Genomic DNA, 18,560 nt, shown 5'->3' on the forward strand with positions numbered 1-18,560 from the left:
ACGACGCATCACCATGACTGATCCCCAGCTCGACATCGCCCGCCTCGGCGGCACCACCATGGGCACCACCTGGAGCGTGTCGCTGGTCGCGCCGCGCCAGCGCGACCTGCACCCACTGCATGCCGGCATCCAGGCGCGGCTGGATGCGGTGGTGGCGCAGATGAGCACCTGGGAGCCCGGCTCGAACCTGAGTCGCTACAACCGCGCCAACGCGGGCCAATGGTGCGTGCTGCCGGCCGAGACCCGCCACGTTCTGGCCTGCGCACAGGCCATCGCTGCCGCCAGTGACGGCGCCTTTGATCCCACCATCGGTCCGCTGGTTGCGCTGTGGGGCTTCGGTGCACACGCCGGCGAACGCCGCCCGCCCGACGACGCTACCCTGCAGGCCACGCGTGAGCGCTGCGGTTGGCAGCGCCTGCAATGGCGCGGCGATGCGCTGCTGCAGCCGGGTGGACTGGAACTGGATCTCTCTGCGATCGCCAAGGGCTTCGGCGTCGATCACGTGGCTGCCTGGCTGCGAGGGCAAGGCATTGCGGCAGCGCTGATCGAGGTCGGCGGCGAGCTGGCCGGCTACGGCCGCAAACCGGATGGCCATCCCTGGCGCGTGCTGGTGGAATCCGCACCCGAAGAAGACGCGCACACCGAAACACCACTGCGGGTGCTGGCGCTGGATGGCAAGGCGGTCGCCACCTCCGGCGATCGCTGGCATCAGTACCAGGCCGATGGCGAGGCCTACAGCCACAGCCTCGACCCGCGCAGCGGCAGGCCGGTTCGCCAGGTTGCAGCGGCGGTGACGGTGGTCGCCGACGACGCGATGCATGCTGATGCCTGGGCCACCGCACTGACCGTACTCGGCCGCGAGCACGGCATGGCGCTGGCCGAACGCGAAGGACTGGCCGCGCGCTACCTGCATCGCGCAGCGGATGGCCCACTCGAATTTCTCAGCAGCGCCTTCCAGCGCCTGCTCGACGAGCAAGGCGCATGAGCACCCGTCCGTCGCGCGCGTGGCTCGGCAACGCTCTGGTGCTGTTCCTGCTGGCAGTGATCGGCTGGGCGCTGCTGCGGCTGCATCTGGGCGAAGCCTGGTGGCAGGGCGCGCCACCGGCGCGGCAGTCGCAGATCGCGGTGCTCGCTACGGCGTTGTATGCGCTGGCCTGCGCCGCACTGTGGTGGCGTGGGCGACCGCGCGACCATGCTGCCTTCGGCGATGCCGCACCGATCCTGCTGGTCTGGTCCAGCCAGACCGGCTTCGCCCGCGAACTGGCCGAACGCAGTGGCGAGGCATTGCGTGGTGCCGGCGTGCCGGTGCGCGTGCGCGGTCTGCATGAGGTCGACGCCGCCTTGCTGGCCGGCAGCCAGCGTGCATTGTTCATCGCCAGCACCACCGGTGAGGGCGATCCGCCTGACCACGCGCTGCCGTTCCTGCGCGATGTCATGGTCTCGTCGCCTTCACTGCCGCACCTGCACTACGGCGTGCTCGCGCTGGGCGACCGCAGCTACGGCCACTTCTGCGGATTCGGCCACCAGCTTGACCAATGGCTGCGGCAGCACGGCGCGCATCCGCTGTTCGATGCGATCGAGGTCGACAACGCCGATCCGGCAGCGCTGCGTCATTGGCAACAGCTGCTGGGACAACTCGGTGGTGGCGCCAGTGAACTGCCCGACTGGAGCCCGGCCGAATACCAGCCGTGGACGCTGCTGCAGCGCGAACATCTGAACCCGGGCAGCCCCGGCGGTCCAGTGTACTGGTTGCGCCTGCGGCCACCGGCCGGCGCAGATGTGCAGTGGCAGGCCGGCGACATCGCCGAGATCGGCCCGCAGCATGCGTCGCACACCGTGCGTGCCTGGCTGGACGCACAGCGCTTCGATGCGGACAGGGTGCTGGATGACGGACAGACGTTGCTGGCACGCGTCGCGCACTCGCACCTGCCTTCATTGGTCCCCCCGGGCGATCTGCCCGCGCTGCTGGCGACCCTGCAGCCGCTGCCGCATCGCGAGTACTCCATCGCCTCAGTGATGGCCGACGGCGCGGTGGAGCTGCTGCTGCGTCGCCAGCTACGCGCCGATGGAACACCCGGCATCGGCAGCGGCTGGCTGTGCGACCACGCCGCACTTGGCGAACCGGTGCAACTGCGCCTGCGCCGCAACGACAATTTCCATGGCGTCGCCGCCGAGGTACCGCTGCTGCTGATCGGCAACGGCACCGGCATCGCCGGCCTGCGCGCACACCTGCACGAACGCGTACGCAGTGGCGCGCGCCGTACCTGGCTGCTGTTCGGCGAGCGCACCGCCGCGCATGACTTCCATTTCGGCGAAGAGCTGCAGGCGATGCTGGCCGACGGCACGCTGGCGCGGCTGGATGCTGTGTTCAGCCGCGATGGCGGTGTGCATCGCTATGTGCAGGACCGCCTGCTGGCCGAAGCAGCAACACTGCGGCAGTGGGTGGATGAAGGCGCGACGATCCTGGTCTGTGGCAGCCTGCAGGGCATGGCCCCGGCGGTGGATGCGGTGATCGAGCAGGTGCTGGGGACTGCGGACAAGGAAGCGCTACTGCTGGCCGGTCGTTACCGGCGCGATGTGTATTGAGGTCGCCGCATCCACGCATGGCGTGGATCTACAGCGGGTTCGAGCTGCCTCCTGGTGGGTGCGAACCTTGGTTCGCACCATGACGCGACATTGGCGGCCCCATCCACGCATGGCGTGGATCTACTGAACGGCGTCGACGCGTGCGAACTGCCTCCTGGTAGGTGCGAACCTTGGTTCGCACCATGACGCGGTGTCGGTCGCCCCATCCACGCATGGCGTGGATCTACTGAACGGCATCGACGCGTGCGAACCGCTTTCTGGTGGGTGCGAACCTTGGTTCGCATCATGACGCGGTGTCGGTGGCCCCATCCACGCATGGCGTGGATCTACTGGACGGCGCGTCCAGGCAGGGTGGCAACCGCATGTGCAGTAGATCCACGCCATGCGTGGATATCGCCAACAGGCGCCCAGGAATCATCCCTCTGCCGCACTCACCCGGATCGCCAACAACTCGCCCCCGCCCTGCAACGCGTGCCGCTGCCGTTCACCCGCTGACAGCCACGCGGTATCGCCGGCCTGCAGCGGCGGCAGGCCACTGTCGGCACCGAACTCGGCATGACCGGCCAACAGGTAAAGCGCCCAGGCAACACCTGGTTCGCAGAAGAAGAACATGCTGCCCACCAGTGGCCGGTGCAGGAGTTCGGCCTGCAGCAGGTCGCGCTTCCACATCAGGTTGAAGTCGTGCGTGGTGCCGTCGACCAGTTCGCCGTGCAGCGTTTCCTCGCCGGCAAAGCGCACGCGCCCGTGCGGCGGCAGGACGTCCGCCACACGGCCATCCTCGAAGCGAAGACACACGCCATTGCCCTGCAGCAGCACCAGTTCGCGCTCCACGCCGGGGAAGGCGGAGAACGCCGCGTCCTGCTCGATCTCGGCCACCGACAGGCGCAGCGCCCAGTCGTCGCCCTGCGCGGGCAGGCGCAGGATCTCGCGGGTCCAGCCCAGGCCGTTGCGCCAGCGTTCGCGGCGGTAGTCCAGGCGTGAGATGACCTGGCTCGGAGTGTGCAGCAGGGAGTCGACGTTCATCGGCGCATTGCATCACGCCGCGCGCCATCGTGCATCACCGCGTGGCGAGCGTGCCCTGGCCGCCGCACCCGCCGGCCAGCAGCTGCGAGTGTTTCAACCAGTCCTGGTCGGGGTAATAGGCGAACACCATCGTGCCGCCACGCAACGCATCGATCAGTGGCTTGGCCACCGACAGGCGCACCGCCGGGCAGCCCAGGCTGCGGCCCAGCCGCCCCTGCAGCTGCGCGGTGGCCGGGTTCACATACGGCGCGCCGTGGATGACGATCGCGCGATCGCGCGCGCGGTCATTGAAGCCCGGCTCCAGCCCGGCCAGGCGCAGCGAATAGCCGTTGCCGCCCATGTAGGTCTCCTGCGCGGTGAACGCGCCGAGGCTGGACATGAAACTGCCATCGCGGTTGGAGAAGTGCTCGGTGCGGTTCTCGCCGCTGTTGCGGCCATGCGCCACCCATTCCTCGAACAGCAGGCGCTGGTGGGCCAGGTCGAACACCCACAGGCGCGGCTCGGTGGACGGTCGCGAGTAATCGATAACGCTCAGTCGATCACCGTTGATGCCAAGCTCCGGCCGCTGCAACGCACAGCGCATGGCGTGCGCCGCCAGCTGCAACACGTGGCGGTCGGCCTTGGGCGCACTGCGCGACAGCAGGGCAGCCAGATCATCGGCACTGGTGGCGAGGGCGGGCGTCTGTGCCAGCGCCGGGGCGCTGGCGGAGGTCGCCAGCAGGCCGAACGCGGCCAGCCGGCACAGGCGGGATGCAGTCATGGGCACAACGAAGGGACTCAGTTGCCCTTGAGGGTGGACCCTGGCGGCTCGGATTCCAAGACCGGCTGCATTCCGGATTCAGCCGGGCTTGGGCGGACCGCCGGCAGCGAGGTGACCAGCAGGGTCGTGCCCGGCACCAGTACCTGGTACAGCTGGCGGGCGAACTCGGCCGGCAGCGCCATCGGCAGCGAGGGCGTGGCCAGCAGGTCCGGGGTGGCCCGGGCGCGGTCCTGGCCCAGCAACGGGTAGGCCGTCCACTGGTGCAGGCGCTGGTTCGCGTCCAGCGGGCTGGGCGTATCGCTGAAACCCTGCCCCATCACGAACAGGGTGGTGCCCTGGAAGGCCGGCAGCGCGTCGGCCTTCAGCGGCGACTCGCCGATCATCACGCCATCGCGCAGCACGTACAGGCGCTGGTCGTGCAGGCTGACCAGGATGCCGACCTGCCCGGTCGGCGCCGCGTTGTCGTTCCACCAGGCCTGTGCCGGCGCCCCACCCTCCGTCTCCGGCAGGACCTGGCCGCGTGCATTGACCGGTGCCAGCACCGACGGATAGGCCAGGGTCATCGGCGAGCTCTTGGCATCGGCCACCACGACGGTATCGCCGCGCTGGGTTTCGCTGAACAGCTTCTGCGCGAAGGCCTGCGGCAGGCGCACGCAGCCGTGCGAGGCCGGATGCCCGGGCAGGCTGCCGCCATGCAGGGCGATGCCGTCCCAGGTCAGCCGCTGCATGTACGGCATCGGCGCGCTGTTGTAGAGGTTGGACTTGTGGTCCTTGTCCTTCTGCAGGATGGTGAACACACCGGTCGGTGTCTCGTGCCCGGCCTTGCCCGAGCTGATCGTGGTCAGGCCGATGGCAATACCGTTGCGGTAGACGTAGGCACGCTGCTCATCGAGGCTGACCACCAGCACGATCGGGCCGGTCGGCGAGATTTCCGGATGCCACAGGTATTCGCCCGGCTTCAGGTCGGTCGGCCCGCGCACTTCGGCGGTGCCGGCAGTGGCAGCTGCGGGCTTGGCAGCCGGTGCCGGCGCAGCGGCATGGGCCAGCAGCGGCAGGGCCAGTGCCAGGGCGAGCATCAGGGTGGTGGGGCGGTGCGGAAGCATCCAGCGGGGGTCCTTTCCATGCGGTGCAGCCACCGTACACCATCGGCCCGTGGTGGCCGCGGCAAAACCAGGCGCCGGAAATGAAACTGCCCGGCGACACAGCCATGTGTCGTACCGGGCAATCGTTACGTCCTTGTCGGCCTGCTGCCGCCCCCTCGCATCCTGCGCTGTGGGGGCAGCGTTGCATCCTGCACGCGGCCGCGTCTGTCCTGTTTGTATCTCAGCCCCTTCCACAGGTCTGTGATGCCACCATCCTGGTGATTGGTGCCGCGTCCTGCGGCGGTCGGTGGTCACGGCCTTCCTGTCCGCGACCGCTGAACCAGCCTCCTGCCGGTTCCGACGATTCCTGCTGTCAGCGCCTGGGTACGGTCCGCACCGGTACCGATCCGGGTACCGGATCCGCCGGCAACAACCTGTTGCCTACGGTGATCCGCTGTCGATTCCGTTCGACGATCGCTTTCCCTATCCCCTTCACCTGCGCCAGGTCCTCGACGCGATGAAACGGGCCGTGTCTGCGCCGGTGCTCGACGATCGCCTCGGCCTTGGCGGCTCCGACCATCGTCAATCCCTGCTGCAGCGCCTGGGCATCGGCGCGGTTGATGTCGATCGGTTCGGCGGCATGCGCCCCAGCGATCCCCACTACCAGCACCAGTGCCCTCAACACGACACTCCAAGGCACGACGTGTATCTCCCTGTGATTCTGGCCGCCCCGACCGGCAATCCCGTCGGCAGGAACAGTGTCCGTCACCACATGTGCACAGCCTATCGGTTTCCCGGATTTCCGTAAGCCAGCCAAATACCCGACGTGATGTAGGAAAAACCCTACCCATGGCACAGGCGTAGAATGGCCGGATCAGCCCATGCAACCGGAGTTTCAGATGGACAGCGCCAAGCTCGGCCAATTCGTCAATGACAAGTGGGACAGCGAAATCGTCCCGCAGTTGGTCGACTACATCCGCATTCCCAACAAGTCGCCGATGTTCGACGCCAATTGGGTGCAGAACGGCTATATGGAACAGGCGGTCACCCTGATGGAGAACTGGGCCAGGGCCCAGCAGCTGCCCGGCCTGAAGGTTGAAGTGGTGCGCCTGGAAGGCCGCACGCCGCTGATCTTCCTGGAAATTCCAGCGACCGGCGCCGAAACCGGCGACGACACCATCCTGCTCTACGGCCATCTGGACAAGCAGCCGGAAATGACTGGCTGGGATGACGATCTCGGCCCGTGGACGCCGGTCCTTCGCGGCGACAAGCTGTATGGCCGCGGCGGTGCGGACGACGGCTACGCCATCTTCGGCTCGCTGGCCGCGGTGCTGGCGCTGCAGGCCCAGGGCCTGCCGCACGCCCGCTGCGTGGTGCTGATCGAGGCCTGCGAAGAGTCCGGCAGCTACGACCTGCCGGCCTACGTCGACCACCTGGCCGAGCGCATCGGCAAGCCCTCGCTGGTGGTCTGCCTGGATTCGGGCTGCGCCAACTACGACCAGCTGTGGTGCACCACCTCGCTGCGCGGCCTGACCGGCGGCAACTTCACCGTGAAGGTGCTCAACGAAGGCGTGCATTCCGGCGATGCCTCCGGCGTTGTGCCGTCCAGCTTCCGCCTGCTGCGCCAACTGCTGTCGCGCATCGAGGACCAGGACACCGGCCGTATCCTGATCGACGGCATGAACGTCGAAATCCCCGCCGAGCGCCAGGAACAGGCCAGGCGCGCTGCCGAAGTGGTCGATACCGAGATCTTCGAGAAGTTCCCCATGGTCGACGGCCTGCGTCCGATGAACGAGGACCTGACCGAGCTGGTGCTCAACCGCACCTGGCGCCCGGCGCTGTCGGTCACCGGCGTGGGCGGCATGCCGCCGCTGGAATCGGCCGGCAACGTGCTGCGCCCGCAGACCTCGGTGAAGCTGTCGCTGCGCCTGCCACCAACCGCCGATGGCAAGACCTGCGGCGAGCTGCTGAAGGAAGCGCTGCTGCGCGACCCGCCGAACGGCGCGCAGGTCACCCTGGACCTGGAAAAGGCCTCCACCGGCTGGAACGCCCCGGCCATGGCGCCTTGGCTGACCCAGGCCATCGACGATGCCAGCCAGGCCTTCTTCGGCAAGCCGGCAATGTACATGGGCGAAGGCGGCTCGATCCCGTTCATGGGCATGCTCGGTGAGAAGTTCCCGGGTGCGCAGTTCATGATTACCGGCGTGCTCGGGCCACACTCCAATGCGCACGGCCCGAATGAGTTCCTGCACATCCCGATGGGCAAGAAGGTCACCGCCTGCGTGTCCAAGGTGATCAGCGAGCACTACGCCGCCAGCCTGCGTGGCGAGACCAGCGGTTCGCCGGTGGCTGCCGACAGCGGCACCCGTCACGGCGACCACGGCTGCTGCTGATCCGGCACCGGTGACGGACGCAGCCTGGCCTTGCTAGGCTGCGTCCACACTCAAGCGGAATCCGCGCGCATGAATGGTCTGTTCGGCAGCAGCAGCTGGTTGTACATCCTGCTGGTCGGCTTCTTCGTCGGCCTGCTCGGGCGTTTCTTCATGCCCGGCAACAACCGCATGGGCTGCCTGCTGACCATCGTGCTGGGCATCCTCGGTGCGCTGCTGGCCGGTTGGTTCGGCCAGTACATGGGCTGGTACGCCCCCGGCGAACCGGCCGGTTTCCTCGGTGCGGTGGTGGGCGCGGTGGCCGTGCTGGCCGTCCTGCGCCTGTTCAGCGGTCGCCGCTGACCCCGTCCCCCTTCCCTTCCTGTTCCCGACGTTGGCGCGCCCGGCGCGCCCGGATATGCCCGCATGACCGAACCCGCCTCCGATCCCCAGCGCAGCGCGCGGCGCCTGCAGTGGGCCCGTACCCAGCTCGACGATGCCAGCGCGGTGGTGGAGCGCGCTTCGGTCGATGCCGGCATGCGCAGCTACTGGCGCACCACCAGCACCCGTGGCAGCCACATCGTGATGGACGCCCCACCGGGGCTGGAAGATCCGCGGCCGTGGCTGCGCATGCGCGGCCTGCTGCACGACCACGGCCTGCGCGTGCCCGCGCTGTTGGCACAGGACCTGGAGGCCGGCTTTCTGCTGCTGGAAGATCTCGGCGGTCCGACCCTGGCCAGGATCCTCGACGCGCGCAATGCCGATGAATGGTTTGGCCGCTCGATCGAACAGCTGCTGCGCCTGCAGGCGATTGCGGTGCCAGCCGACTTCGGCCAGTTCGGCGAGGCGCTGCTGCAACGCGATGCCGGGCTGTTCGACGAATGGTTCCTGCAGCGGCACCTGAACCTGGAACTGGACTGCGGTGAGCTCGAGGGGCTGCAGCTGGTGCATCGCCGGTTGATGGACAACGCGCTGGGCCAGGCCCAGCTGATGACCCACCGCGATTACATGCCGCGCAACCTGATGCCGGTCGACGACGGCCCCGCGGTGCTGGATTTCCAGGACCTGGTGCGTGGCCCGATCGCCTACGACGCGGTGAGCCTGTTCAAGGACGCCTTCCTGAGCTGGCCGCTGCAGCGCGTTGACGAGTGGCTGGCGCAGTACCACGAACGCGCGCGCGACGCCGGCCTGCCGGTGCCCGACCGCGCCACCTTCCTGCGCGATGCCGACTGGATGGGCATCCAGCGCCACGTGAAGATCCTCGGCCTGTTCTGCCGCCTGCGCTACCGCGACAACAAGGGCCATTACCTGGACGACGCACCGCGCTTCATCGGCTATCTGGATGAAGTGCTGCCACGCTATCGCGAGCTGGCCCCCCTGCAGCAGTTGCTGGAAAACCGCATCAAGCCGGCGCTGGCCGACCTGGGCGCACCAATGCGCGTGGCCCGATGAAGGCGCTGGTGTTTGCCGCCGGGCTCGGCGAGCGCATGCGCCCGCTGACCCTGCACACACCCAAGCCGCTGCTGGAAGTGGCCGGCAAGCCGTTGATCGTCTGGCACCTGGAACGCCTGGCGGCGCTCGGCGTGCGCGAGGTAGTGGTCAACACCGCGTGGCTGGCCGAGCAGTTCCCGGCGACGCTGGGTGATGGCAGCCAGTGGGGCCTGCGTCTGCATTTCCTTTACGAAGGGCAGACCCCGCTGGAAACCGGCGGCGGCATCCTCAACGCATTGCCGGTGCTGGGCGATGCCCCGTTCCTGGTGGTGAACGGCGATATCTGGACCGATTTCGATTTCGCCACGCTGCCGCGCGAGCCGCAGGGCCAGGCACACCTGGTGCTGGTCGACAATCCGGCGCAACACCCCGACGGTGACTACCGACTCGATGCGCAGGGCCTGCTGCACCACGACCGCGCAGGGCCGTGCCTGACCTATGCCGGCATCGGCGTGTATCGCCCCTCCATCGTGGCCGACTGGCGCACGGTGATCGGCGATGCGCCGGGTAGCGAGCGGCTGCCACCGAGGTTCTCGGTGGTGCCGCTGCAGAAGCATTTCATGGCGCAGGGGTTGATGACGGGGCAGCACCATCGCGGGCGTTGGACCGATGTCGGGACCGTGGATCGGCTGCGCGCGCTGGATGTGGAGTTGGCAGCGAACGGCTGAGCCCCTCGTGGCTGGATGTTTTGAGAGCAGAAGCCTTGCTTGGCCGGGCGGGGTGGATTCGCGGGGGACGCCATGAACCCGTCCCTGGGGGCTTGGCCGCGGCATCCATGCCGCGGACACCCCCGCGAACCCACCCCGCCCGGCCTCTGACAGTTTCCGTGCGCGTCCAGCCACGGAAGAAAGGAAAGAAAAGCAAAAGCGGGTCGCTTCGCTGCGCTTGCTCTGATGTCGACCAAGGTCGACACCCACCACAAGCAAGACACGTGTCGACCATGGTCGACACCCACCAACAGCAGTGCAGTACGCAGTCCCGGCAGATCGCGGGAACCTGTCGAAGGCGGGGTGGCTCAGGTTGCGGGGGCGTGAGCGCCATGGATGGCGCGATCGAGGCTACATGGACGTACTTGCGCCGTCCCCCGCAACCTGAGCCACCCTGCCTCCCCTCAGGAAGCCAGCTTTTGACGTTGCTGTTGAAGCTGCCGGCCAGCGGCCGGCACTACCGCGGGTGCAGGGCGCAGCCCTGAAAACAAACCCCACCCTCAGTAACGAGGCCGGCCTTCTTCCAGCACCTGGCGCAGGAACGGCACGGTGATCCGCCGCTTCGCCGCCAGCGATTCGCGGTCCAGCCAGTCCAGCAGGGTGATCAATCCACCCAGTTCGCGACCGGTGTGCGACAGCAGCCACTCGATGGCCGCTTCGTCGATGGCCAGGCCACGTCGCAGTGCACGCTCGCGCAGCACCGCAGCACGACCTTCCTCATCCAGCGGCTGCAGCAGCACGCGCACGCACTGGCCCAGGCGCGAACGCAGGTCCGGCAGCACCAGGCCCAGCTCGCCCGGTGCCTTCTGCGCCGTGTACAGCACGGTCACACCTGCAGCGCGCGCGCGGTTGTGGAAATCAAACAGCGCGATCTCGTCCTCGCGATTGCCGGCAACCTCGTCCAGTCCGTCCAGCGCCACCAGTTCGCGTGCGTCCAGCCCATCCAGCGCTGCACGGACACGGCCTGCTGCGCTGGCCAGTGGCACGTACGTCGGCAGGCGCCCGGCCTGCTCGGCGCTGGAGCACATCGCCAGCGCCTGGTGGGTCTTGCCGGTTCCCGCCGCACCTTCCAGGTAGACCCAGTCGTGGCTGGCACCAACCGCGATCGCGCGCAGCTGCGCCAGCGCGCCGTCCGGCGCGCCGATGAAGGTCTCCAGGCGCTGGTCCCGCGGGTAATGCAGGGCCAGCGGCAGTTGCGGCACACCCATCACTTCAGGTCGGGGCCCTTGTCGTTCGGAACGATGATATGGGGGGCGTCCACTACGCCATCAAGCACGATCGCCGGCTTCTCACCCACGTACAGCTCGCTCTGGCGGTAGCGCTGATGCGCATAGCGCAGCAGCACGTTGGTCACCGCCGCCACCGGCAGCGCCAGCAGCATGCCGAGGAAGCCGAACAGCTGGCCGCCGGCCATCACCGCAAAGATCACTGCCACCGGGTGCAGGCCGATCTTGTCGCCGACGATACGCGGGGTCAGCACGTAGCTTTCCAGCAGCTGGCCCACGGTGAACACCACGCCCACCAGGATCAGCAGCTTCAGGTCGAAGCCCTGCGCCTGCACCAGTGCCGCGATCACCGCCATCAGCACGCCAGTGGTCGCGCCCAGGTATGGGATGAAGCTGATGAGGCCGGCAATCAGGCCGATCAGCAGGCCCAGCTTGAGGCCGACCAGCGACAGGCCGCCGGCATAGATCACGCCCAGCGCCAGCATCACCAGGAACTGTCCGCGGATGAACGCCCCCAGCACTTCGTTGGACTCACGCGCCAACGCGCTGATGGTGCCGATGTGGTTGCGCGGAATCACCGACGCCACCCGCTCGACCAGCTTGTCCCAGTCGCGCAGGAAGTAGAACGCCAGGATCGGCAGCAGCAGGATGTTGACCACCCAGGTCACCATCGCAAAGCCCGAACGCGAGACGTAGCCCATGAATGTGGTGGCGAAGCCGCCGGCCTGCTGCCAGTGGCTGCGCACCCATTCGATCAGGCGGTCCGGATCCAGCCACTGCATCACTTCCAGGCCGGTCTTCTGCTCGAACCAGGGGATCCCCTTCTCCATCAGCCACGCCTGTGCCTGCGGCGCGACCGCAATCAGGGTGGTGATCTGGCGCTCGATCATCGGCACCAGTACCAGCAGCAGCGCCACGATCACCAGCACCATCGCAGCGAACACCAGCACCACGCCGGTCATGCGCGAACGGCCGGTGGCCTCGATGCGGTCCACCAGCGGATCGCCCAGCCACGCCAGCGCCAGCGCCAGCACGAACGGGGTCAGGATCGGTGCCAGCAGCCACACCACCCAGCCGACCAGGCCGGCGAACAGGATGTACTTCAGGCGGCGCAGGAACTGCGCGATTTCGGCTTCCGGGGTCAGGGTCATCGCAAGCGGTACTCGTTGCTGACCGGCGCGGCCACCGGGGCACCGGTGGTGTCATCGATCGGGGTCGGCAGGGCCGGCAGCGTCGCGCTGGGCACCAGCACGCCATTGTCGCCCAGCATGCGGTTGAAGCCGGCCAGGCCGGTGGTCATCTCCAGGCTCAGCTCCAGCTGGCCGGCCGAAGCGTGCAGCGGGGTGACGTTGCGCACCACCGGCACCTCGCGCAGGCCGGCGGCAAGGCGCAGGTAATCGTCGGCACTGTTGATGCCGGTGACCACCACGCGGTAGGTCCCGGCCTGACCGACGGCGGCACCCGCCTTGGCATAGCGCTTGACCAGCGCGTCGGCGGCGCCATCGGCACCGGCGGCCATCGCACGCATGGCGTTGGCGTCCTTGCTGGTCCACTTGTTCAGCTCGCGGCCGTTGTCGACGAACACCCAGTCCGCCTGCCAGCCGCCGTTGGCGCGGTAGAGCTTGCCGATCAGCTGCATCGGCGGCGAGTAGCGCGACGAGGCGCGGGCCACGGCGGCACTGTCCTGGCGCCAGATGGCACCGGCCAGCGCCTGTTCGGCGGCACCGCCGCTGGGCAGGCCCAGCTTGTAACCCCGCTCGATGGCGCGGTTCAGCAGCGGGCGGGCGGCGTTGGCCTGCTGCACGCTGACCAGGCGCGGGCCACTGCCGTCGTCGACGGCCAACCACACCACCGGTTTCGGCCGCGGCTGCGGCCACAGCGGCAGGCCCAGCGCCGAGACCAGCGAGTCGACGTCATCCTCGCGGAAGCGGGCCACCAGCAGGGTCCTGAAGCTCGGCGCGCCGCTGGCGCCCACGCTCTGGTCCTGCTTGTAGTCGTAGCTGGCCACGTAGTCCTTGGCGTTGCGCAGCGCCTGCACCACGCCGGGGCGGGACATCACGTTGCGGTCGCCGGACAGTTTGCCCAGCACCACGCTCAGGGCACGGGCCAGGGCGCCGTTGCGATCAGCTTCGGCCTGGCTATTGACGGGCACTTCGGCCTCGTACGCACCCGAGGCGGTGGCAACATCTCCCTCGGTGCGCAGGCCGCTCTGGGCCATCGTGGCCACCGGCAGGCTCAGTGCAAGGAGCAGGGTCAGAATCAGGCTGCGGCGCATCAGGACATCCATTGGCTCGACGAATCCGGGGGAATTGTTGCCCGAATACGGCCTTTGCGCCAATGCGGCCTGTTAAAATCGCCCGTTCAACCCCTGCCAGCGCCGACGCCCGTGACCAACACCCCGTCTTCCGCCCCCTCCCCCCTCACCTACCGTGACGCGGGTGTCGACATCGACGCCGGCAACGCGCTGGTCGAGCGGATCAAGCCCCTGGTCAAGCGCAGCTTCCGCCCGGAAGTGATGGGCGGCCTGGGCGGCTTCGGCGCCCTGTTCGACCTGTCCAACAAGTACCGCGAGCCGGTGCTGGTGTCGGGTACCGACGGCGTGGGCACCAAGCTGAAGCTGGCCCATCAGCTGAACCGCCACGATACGATCGGCATCGACCTGGTCGCGATGTGCGTGAACGACGTGCTGGTGCAGGGCGCCGAGCCGCTGTTCTTCCTGGACTACTTCGCCACCGGCAAGCTGGACGTCGATACCGCCGCGGCGGTGGTGGGCGGCATCGCCAACGGCTGCACCGAGGCCGGCTGCGCGCTGATCGGCGGTGAAACCGCTGAAATGCCCGACATGTACGCCCCGGGCGAGTACGATCTGGCCGGCTTCACGGTGGCTGCGGTCGAGAAGAGCGAGCTGAAGGACGGCGCCAGCGTGGCCGCCGGCGACGTGCTGATCGGCATCGCCTCGTCCGGCCCGCATTCCAACGGCTACTCGCTGGTGCGCCGCATCTACGACCGCGCCGGCCGCCCGGCCGATCTGGAACTGGAAGGTGGCGTGAAGCTGGTCGACGCGCTGATGGCACCGACCCGCCTGTACGTGAAGCCGATCCTGTCGCTGCTGAAGTCGCACGGCGATGCCATCCACGGCATGGCCCACATCACCGGTGGCGGCCTGACCGAGAACATCATCCGCGTGGTGCCCGATGGCCTAGGCCTGGACATCCAGGCCTCGTCCTGGACCCTGCCGCCAGTGTTCCAGTGGCTGCAGAAGGAAGGCGCGGTCGCCGACAGCGAGATGTGGCGCACCTTCAACTGCGGCATCGGCTTCGTGCTGATCGTGGCAGCGGACCAGGTCGCTGCCGTGTCCGAGGCGGTCCAAGCCCAGGGCCTGGACCACTGGACCATCGGCCAGGTGGTCACCGCCGAAGGCGCCGAACGCGTCCGCATCGGCTGAACCCGACCCCGAGGAGCCCGCATGGACGCAACGCCCCCCCTGGCACCCACCCCGGTACCGCCGCCGTTGGCGGCCGCGCCGGTCTTCAGCAGGCAGGACGCCGACCACCTACGCGCGCTGTCCATCGCGCACTATGTGTTCGGTGGCCTGATCGCGCTGCTCTCGCTGTTTTTCATTCTGTACATCGTGCTCGGCATCAGTGCGCTGAGCGGCCATCTGCCGATGAACTCCGGGGGCCAGCCCTCGTCGCCGGCCGAACAGCGCCTGTTCGGCTGGGTGTTCACGGTGCTGGGGACCGTGTTCGTCGCCGGTGGCCTGGGCATGGCCGCATTCGTCATCCAGGCCGGACGCTGCCTGGCCCAGCGTCGTCGCCACCTGCTGTGCCTGATCGTGGCCGGCCTGCTCTGCCTGTGCGCGCCGCTGGGCACCGTTCTGGGGGTATTCACCCTGGTTACGCTGCTGCGCCCGCAGGTCAAGGCCGCCTTCGATGCAAGTGGTGCAACGACATGACGACACCTGGCGCACCACCGCCGCTACCACAGCAGACCCTGGCGCAGCTGCAGCTGGCCAGCCACCTGCAGACGCTGAAGGTGCTGTTCTACGCGCTGGCGGTTTTCCACTGGATGGCCGCGCTGGCGTTCCTCGGTTTCATCGGCCTGGTCGCCAGCTCACGCGGGCTGGCCGATGGCGCGGTACTGGCCACGGTGTACGGGGTCATTTCGCTGCTGGCGGCCGCGCTTGGCGTCGTGCAGCTGCACACCGCTCGCCTGCTGTCGCGCCGCACCGGGCTGGCCTGGTGCCAGCGCGCGGCCTGGCTGGCGGTACTGGCTGGCCCGCTGGGCATGGCCCTGGCCGCCTATGCCTGGGTGTTCCTGTCCAAGCCTGACATGGCCGCACTGTTCGACCGCGGCGACCATCTCAGCGTCTGAGCTTGCCGGCAGACGCCCCCCTTCCTGATTGACTCCCCATGTCCGCGCCTGCCCTCTCCACGACCGCCTCGCCTGCCGCTTCCCGTTTCACGGGCCCCAAGAAGCTGGCCTTCGCCGCCGTGCTGGCGGTGTTCGCGATCAGCTGGATCCACCCGCTGTGGCCCACCGAGCAGGCCCTGCACAGCACCCTGACAGTGATCGGGCTGGCCGCACTGCTATGGGTCGATCGCCGGGGTGGCTGGCTGGGCAACGGTGCCTTCATCGCGATCTGCGGCTTCATTGCACTGCACTGCGTGGCTGCGCGCTGGCTGTACTCGAACGTGCCCTACGACGCATGGGCGCAGGCGCTGACCGGCTGGTCGCCGAATGCGGCGTTTGGCTGGCAGCGTAATCATTTCGACCGGCTTATCCACTTCCTGTTCGGCGTCTGCTTCACGCCTGCGCTGCTGCAGCTGGCACGCCATGCCTGGCCGGCGCTGCGCCGCGGCCAGGCTTTCACCCTGGCGGTGATGGCAGTGATGTGCGCCAGCCTGGTCTACGAGTGGTTCGAGTGGGCCATCGCGCTGGCCCTGTCGCCGGACGCCGCCGAGGCCTACAACGGGCAGCAGGGCGACATGTGGGACGCCCATGCCGACATGCTGCTGGCGACCGTGGGCAGCCTGCTGAGCTGGCCGTTGATCCGCCGGAGTGCCGCGCAATGACCGCGCCCACCCGCATCGCGGTGCTCGCCTCTGGGCGCGGCAGCAACCTGCAGGCCATCCTCGATGCCATCGCGGCCGGGCGCCTGCCCGCCGAGGTCGTCGGCGTGTTCTCCGACCGCCCGGCCGCCGCCGCGCTGCAACGGGTCGGCGCCAGCCTGCGCTGGGCACATGCGCCGAAGGAATTCGACGACCGCGCCGCCTACGAGCAGGCCTTGGGCGATGCACTGGCCGCGGCCGCGCCGGACTGGATCGTCTGCGCCGGCTACATGCGCATTCTCGGCGCCGCCTTCGTGCAGCGCTTCAATGGCCGCCTGGTCAACATCCACCCCTCCCTGCTGCCACTGCACAAAGGGTTGGATACGCATGCGCGGGCTTTGGACGCCGGCGATGCCGAGCACGGGGCCAGCGTGCATCTGGTCGTTCCCGAACTGGATGCCGGCGCCGTGCTGGCCCAGGTACGGGTACCGGTGATGCCCGGCGATGACGCCGACAGCCTGGCCGCGCGCGTGCTGGCGGTGGAGCATCCCCTGTTGATCGCCACCCTCCAGCTGCTGTGCGCCGGCCGCCTGACTGAACGGGAGGGGCAGCCGCACCTGGACGGTCACCCCCTGTTTAGCCCACTGGCCCTAGATTCCGCCGGGAACCTGAACCGGTAACGCCCACGCACACGCCCCGCTGACTGCGGGGCTGGCATCCTGCCCCCCTCCTGCAGCTCCTGTCCTCCATGAAGACCACGACCCTGCTGTCCACTTCATTGCTGCTGTCGCTTGTCGTGCTTCCCAGCGTGGGTTGGGGCCAGGTGCAAGCGCCTGCGGCCCCTGCGCAGCCGGCGCCTGCAGTCCAACCGCCTGCGGAACCGGCCGTGCCGATGCCGCCGGCGCTGGCCTGGGAGCCGCCGCCGCTGCAGCCGTTCACCGCGACCTACCAGGCCTTCTACAAAGGCAAGGAGGCCGGCGACGCCAGCATGCAGGTCACCCACACCGGCGGCAACCAGTGGCGGGTGGACATGCAGGTGGTGGGCCGCCGCGGCTTTGCCAGCGTGCTGGGCCTGAACATCGAACAGAGCACGGTGTTCGAAGAGCGCAGCGGCGTCTATGCGCCGCTCAGCCAGAGCACGGTACGCAAGGGCCTGTTCCTGGGCAAGAAGGCGGTCGGCACGTACAACTGGCAGGCCGGCACCGCGCAGTGGAGCGGCGACGTCAAGAAGGAACGTGCGCAACCGATCCCGCTGCAGCCGGGCGACCAGAGCGCGCTGCTGATCAATCTGGCGATCATGCGTGATGCCCGCCCGGGCGCCACCATGCATTACCGCTACGTGGACATGGGCAAGGTCCGCCAGCACGACTACCAGGCCGCGCCGCAGACCGAGAACGTCGAGGTCGGCGACCTGTCCTACAACGCGCTGCGGGTCTACCGGACCAACGGCGGCAACAACGAAACCATCCTCTGGATCGCCAACGGTGTCCCCACCCCGGTGCGCATCCTGCAACGCGAAGACGGCGAAGACCGCGTCGATCTGCGCCTGATCGAATACCAAGGAGTCTGAGCATGAGCACCCTGACCCGCCCCCTCACCTGGATCGCTGCAGCCGCACTGTCGGTGGCCAGCCTGCCGGCCATGGCCCTGCAGCCATTCAAGGCCGATTACCTGGCCAGCTACATGGGCATGCAGGCCAATGGCAGCATGACGCTGAGCAGCGAGGGAGCCAACAAGTGGCGCTACACGCTGCAGGTGAAGAACCAGCTGGCCGACCTGAGCCAGAGCACCGTGTTCGAAGAGGTGCGCGGCCAGTTGCGCCCGCTCAGCAGCCAGGACCGTTCGGCACTGCTGGTGAAGAAGCGCAATGTGCAGGCCAACTACAACTGGACCAGCAACCAGGCCACCTGGACCGGCGACATCAAGCCGGACCGTGCGGGCCCCATCGCGTTGAAGTCGGGCGACATGGACGCGCTGCTGATCAATCTGGCGATCGCCCGCGACCTGGCCGCCGGCAAGCCGCTGACCTATCGCATGGTCGACGAAGGCCGCATCAAGAACATGACCTACCGCGTGATCGGCAAGGAATCGATCACCGTGGGCGGCAAGAGCTACGAGGCCACCAAGGTCTCGCGTGCCGACGGCAACAAGGAGCTGATCGCCTGGATCGTGCCGGAATTCCCGGTGCCGGCGCGCATGCTGCAGCGTGAGAGCGGCCGCGATGCGCTGGACCTGACCATCAAGGCGATGAACTGAGCGCCCGGG

Annotated in this window: 20 protein-coding genes; 13 read left to right on the forward strand and 7 right to left on the reverse strand. The window is 68.2% G+C overall.

What is annotated here, in order from left to right; translation table 11 throughout:
* Nucleotides 1-13: 13 nt before the first annotated feature.
* Together AC5P74_RS15145 and AC5P74_RS15150 are read left to right on the forward strand one after the other, a co-directional pair.
* Nucleotides 14-985, forward strand: a complete 972-nt coding sequence (locus AC5P74_RS15145; RefSeq protein ID WP_346607318.1) for an FAD:protein FMN transferase — start codon at nucleotides 14-16, stop codon at nucleotides 983-985.
* Entirely contained in the window at nucleotides 982-2,586 is a 1,605-nt protein-coding gene (locus AC5P74_RS15150) for a sulfite reductase subunit alpha (protein WP_053496837.1), read from the forward strand. The genes AC5P74_RS15145 and AC5P74_RS15150 overlap by 4 nt, the downstream gene beginning before the upstream one ends.
* A gap of 414 nt (nucleotides 2,587-3,000) precedes the next feature.
* On the opposite strand, the gene AC5P74_RS15155 is transcribed toward AC5P74_RS15150, so the two are convergent.
* The 4 genes from AC5P74_RS15155 to AC5P74_RS15170 form a co-directional block, all read right to left on the reverse strand.
* Nucleotides 3,001-3,609: a HutD/Ves family protein gene (locus tag AC5P74_RS15155; protein ID WP_206620582.1), complete on the reverse strand. Its 609-nt coding sequence runs from the start codon at nucleotides 3,607-3,609 to the stop codon at nucleotides 3,001-3,003.
* A gap of 34 nt (nucleotides 3,610-3,643) precedes the next feature.
* Nucleotides 3,644-4,369: a murein L,D-transpeptidase catalytic domain family protein gene (locus AC5P74_RS15160; RefSeq protein ID WP_010483599.1), complete on the reverse strand. Its 726-nt coding sequence runs from the start codon at nucleotides 4,367-4,369 to the stop codon at nucleotides 3,644-3,646.
* A gap of 17 nt (nucleotides 4,370-4,386) precedes the next feature.
* On the reverse strand, nucleotides 4,387-5,472 hold the full coding sequence (locus tag AC5P74_RS15165; RefSeq protein WP_053496834.1) for a L,D-transpeptidase: 1,086 nt from the start codon (nucleotides 5,470-5,472) through the stop codon (nucleotides 4,387-4,389).
* A 352-nt stretch (nucleotides 5,473-5,824) separates the two neighbouring features.
* Nucleotides 5,825-6,151, reverse strand: a complete 327-nt coding sequence (locus AC5P74_RS15170) for a ComEA family DNA-binding protein (protein WP_032953992.1) — start codon at nucleotides 6,149-6,151, stop codon at nucleotides 5,825-5,827.
* A gap of 199 nt (nucleotides 6,152-6,350) precedes the next feature.
* On the opposite strand from AC5P74_RS15170, the gene AC5P74_RS15175 reads away from it, so the two are divergent.
* The 4 genes from AC5P74_RS15175 (at nucleotide 6,351) to murU (ending at nucleotide 9,979) form a co-directional block, all read left to right on the forward strand.
* A complete protein-coding gene (locus AC5P74_RS15175; RefSeq protein WP_053496832.1) occupies nucleotides 6,351-7,844 on the forward strand; it encodes a M20 family metallopeptidase in 1,494 nt (497 codons plus the stop codon).
* Nucleotides 7,845-7,913: 69 nt separating this feature from the next.
* Nucleotides 7,914-8,183, forward strand: coding sequence for a GlsB/YeaQ/YmgE family stress response membrane protein (locus AC5P74_RS15180; protein ID WP_005415577.1), 270 nt, complete (start codon nucleotides 7,914-7,916; stop codon nucleotides 8,181-8,183).
* 63 nt (nucleotides 8,184-8,246) lie between these two features.
* Nucleotides 8,247-9,272, forward strand: coding sequence for an aminoglycoside phosphotransferase family protein (locus AC5P74_RS15185; protein ID WP_065177936.1), 1,026 nt, complete (start codon nucleotides 8,247-8,249; stop codon nucleotides 9,270-9,272).
* On the forward strand, nucleotides 9,269-9,979 hold the full coding sequence (gene murU / locus AC5P74_RS15190; RefSeq protein ID WP_346607317.1) for an N-acetylmuramate alpha-1-phosphate uridylyltransferase MurU: 711 nt from the start codon (nucleotides 9,269-9,271) through the stop codon (nucleotides 9,977-9,979). The genes AC5P74_RS15185 and murU overlap by 4 nt, the downstream gene beginning before the upstream one ends.
* 539 nt (nucleotides 9,980-10,518) lie before the next feature.
* Here murU and hda read toward each other — a convergent pair.
* The 3 genes from hda to AC5P74_RS15205 are packed head-to-tail and all read right to left on the reverse strand — an operon-like array spanning nucleotide 10,519 to nucleotide 13,531.
* Complete coding sequence (gene hda, locus AC5P74_RS15195; RefSeq protein ID WP_053500213.1) at nucleotides 10,519-11,226, reverse strand: DnaA regulatory inactivator Hda; 708 nt, start codon at nucleotides 11,224-11,226, stop codon at nucleotides 10,519-10,521.
* On the reverse strand, nucleotides 11,226-12,395 hold the full coding sequence (locus AC5P74_RS15200; protein ID WP_053500214.1) for an AI-2E family transporter: 1,170 nt from the start codon (nucleotides 12,393-12,395) through the stop codon (nucleotides 11,226-11,228). The genes hda and AC5P74_RS15200 overlap by 1 nt, the downstream gene beginning before the upstream one ends.
* Complete coding sequence (locus tag AC5P74_RS15205) at nucleotides 12,392-13,531, reverse strand: DUF2066 domain-containing protein (RefSeq protein WP_032953985.1); 1,140 nt, start codon at nucleotides 13,529-13,531, stop codon at nucleotides 12,392-12,394. The genes AC5P74_RS15200 and AC5P74_RS15205 overlap by 4 nt, the downstream gene beginning before the upstream one ends.
* A gap of 99 nt (nucleotides 13,532-13,630) precedes the next feature.
* Between AC5P74_RS15205 and purM the strand changes: the two genes are divergently transcribed.
* From purM to AC5P74_RS15240, 7 genes are all read left to right on the forward strand, one after another.
* The gene (gene purM, locus AC5P74_RS15210; protein WP_111175579.1) at nucleotides 13,631-14,689 is read left to right on the forward strand and encodes a phosphoribosylformylglycinamidine cyclo-ligase; all 1,059 of its coding nucleotides are present in this window, start codon (nucleotides 13,631-13,633) and stop codon (nucleotides 14,687-14,689) included.
* A 21-nt stretch (nucleotides 14,690-14,710) separates the two neighbouring features.
* Complete coding sequence (locus tag AC5P74_RS15215) at nucleotides 14,711-15,199, forward strand: hypothetical protein (RefSeq protein ID WP_053500217.1); 489 nt, start codon at nucleotides 14,711-14,713, stop codon at nucleotides 15,197-15,199.
* On the forward strand, nucleotides 15,196-15,618 hold the full coding sequence (locus AC5P74_RS15220) for a hypothetical protein (protein WP_329841429.1): 423 nt from the start codon (nucleotides 15,196-15,198) through the stop codon (nucleotides 15,616-15,618). The genes AC5P74_RS15215 and AC5P74_RS15220 overlap by 4 nt, the downstream gene beginning before the upstream one ends.
* 38 nt (nucleotides 15,619-15,656) lie before the next feature.
* On the forward strand, nucleotides 15,657-16,319 hold the full coding sequence (locus tag AC5P74_RS15225) for a DUF2238 domain-containing protein (RefSeq protein WP_005415568.1): 663 nt from the start codon (nucleotides 15,657-15,659) through the stop codon (nucleotides 16,317-16,319).
* Complete coding sequence (gene purN / locus AC5P74_RS15230) at nucleotides 16,316-16,975, forward strand: phosphoribosylglycinamide formyltransferase (RefSeq protein WP_065185831.1); 660 nt, start codon at nucleotides 16,316-16,318, stop codon at nucleotides 16,973-16,975. The genes AC5P74_RS15225 and purN overlap by 4 nt, the downstream gene beginning before the upstream one ends.
* Nucleotides 16,976-17,043: 68 nt before the next feature.
* Nucleotides 17,044-17,865, forward strand: a complete 822-nt coding sequence (locus AC5P74_RS15235) for a DUF3108 domain-containing protein (protein ID WP_346607316.1) — start codon at nucleotides 17,044-17,046, stop codon at nucleotides 17,863-17,865.
* Nucleotides 17,866-17,867: 2 nt separating this feature from the next.
* On the forward strand, nucleotides 17,868-18,551 hold the full coding sequence (locus AC5P74_RS15240; protein ID WP_346607315.1) for a DUF3108 domain-containing protein: 684 nt from the start codon (nucleotides 17,868-17,870) through the stop codon (nucleotides 18,549-18,551).
* Nucleotides 18,552-18,560: the final 9 nt, after the last annotated feature.

Source organism: Stenotrophomonas sp. YJH_SMC_94-11, from assembly GCF_059370435.1.

Excerpts from the sequence above, each read along its gene's own strand:
- AC5P74_RS15145 (WP_346607318.1), top strand. The coding sequence starts at position 14 with ATGACTGATCCCCAGCTCGACATCGCCCGCCTCGGCGGCACCACCATG.
- AC5P74_RS15150 (WP_053496837.1), top strand. The coding sequence starts at position 982 with ATGAGCACCCGTCCGTCGCGCGCGTGGCTCGGCAACGCTCTGGTGCTG.
- AC5P74_RS15155 (WP_206620582.1), bottom strand. The coding sequence starts at position 3,609 with ATGAACGTCGACTCCCTGCTGCACACTCCGAGCCAGGTCATCTCACGC.
- AC5P74_RS15160 (WP_010483599.1), bottom strand. The coding sequence starts at position 4,369 with ATGACTGCATCCCGCCTGTGCCGGCTGGCCGCGTTCGGCCTGCTGGCG.
- AC5P74_RS15165 (WP_053496834.1), bottom strand. The coding sequence starts at position 5,472 with ATGCTTCCGCACCGCCCCACCACCCTGATGCTCGCCCTGGCACTGGCC.
- AC5P74_RS15175 (WP_053496832.1), top strand. The coding sequence starts at position 6,351 with ATGGACAGCGCCAAGCTCGGCCAATTCGTCAATGACAAGTGGGACAGC.
- AC5P74_RS15180 (WP_005415577.1), top strand. The coding sequence starts at position 7,914 with ATGAATGGTCTGTTCGGCAGCAGCAGCTGGTTGTACATCCTGCTGGTC.
- AC5P74_RS15185 (WP_065177936.1), top strand. The coding sequence starts at position 8,247 with ATGACCGAACCCGCCTCCGATCCCCAGCGCAGCGCGCGGCGCCTGCAG.
- murU (WP_346607317.1), top strand. The coding sequence starts at position 9,269 with ATGAAGGCGCTGGTGTTTGCCGCCGGGCTCGGCGAGCGCATGCGCCCG.
- hda (WP_053500213.1), bottom strand. The coding sequence starts at position 11,226 with ATGGGTGTGCCGCAACTGCCGCTGGCCCTGCATTACCCGCGGGACCAG.
- AC5P74_RS15200 (WP_053500214.1), bottom strand. The coding sequence starts at position 12,395 with ATGACCCTGACCCCGGAAGCCGAAATCGCGCAGTTCCTGCGCCGCCTG.
- AC5P74_RS15205 (WP_032953985.1), bottom strand. The coding sequence starts at position 13,531 with ATGGATGTCCTGATGCGCCGCAGCCTGATTCTGACCCTGCTCCTTGCA.
- AC5P74_RS15215 (WP_053500217.1), top strand. The coding sequence starts at position 14,711 with ATGGACGCAACGCCCCCCCTGGCACCCACCCCGGTACCGCCGCCGTTG.
- AC5P74_RS15220 (WP_329841429.1), top strand. The coding sequence starts at position 15,196 with ATGACGACACCTGGCGCACCACCGCCGCTACCACAGCAGACCCTGGCG.
- AC5P74_RS15225 (WP_005415568.1), top strand. The coding sequence starts at position 15,657 with ATGTCCGCGCCTGCCCTCTCCACGACCGCCTCGCCTGCCGCTTCCCGT.
- purN (WP_065185831.1), top strand. The coding sequence starts at position 16,316 with ATGACCGCGCCCACCCGCATCGCGGTGCTCGCCTCTGGGCGCGGCAGC.
- AC5P74_RS15235 (WP_346607316.1), top strand. The coding sequence starts at position 17,044 with ATGAAGACCACGACCCTGCTGTCCACTTCATTGCTGCTGTCGCTTGTC.
- AC5P74_RS15240 (WP_346607315.1), top strand. The coding sequence starts at position 17,868 with ATGAGCACCCTGACCCGCCCCCTCACCTGGATCGCTGCAGCCGCACTG.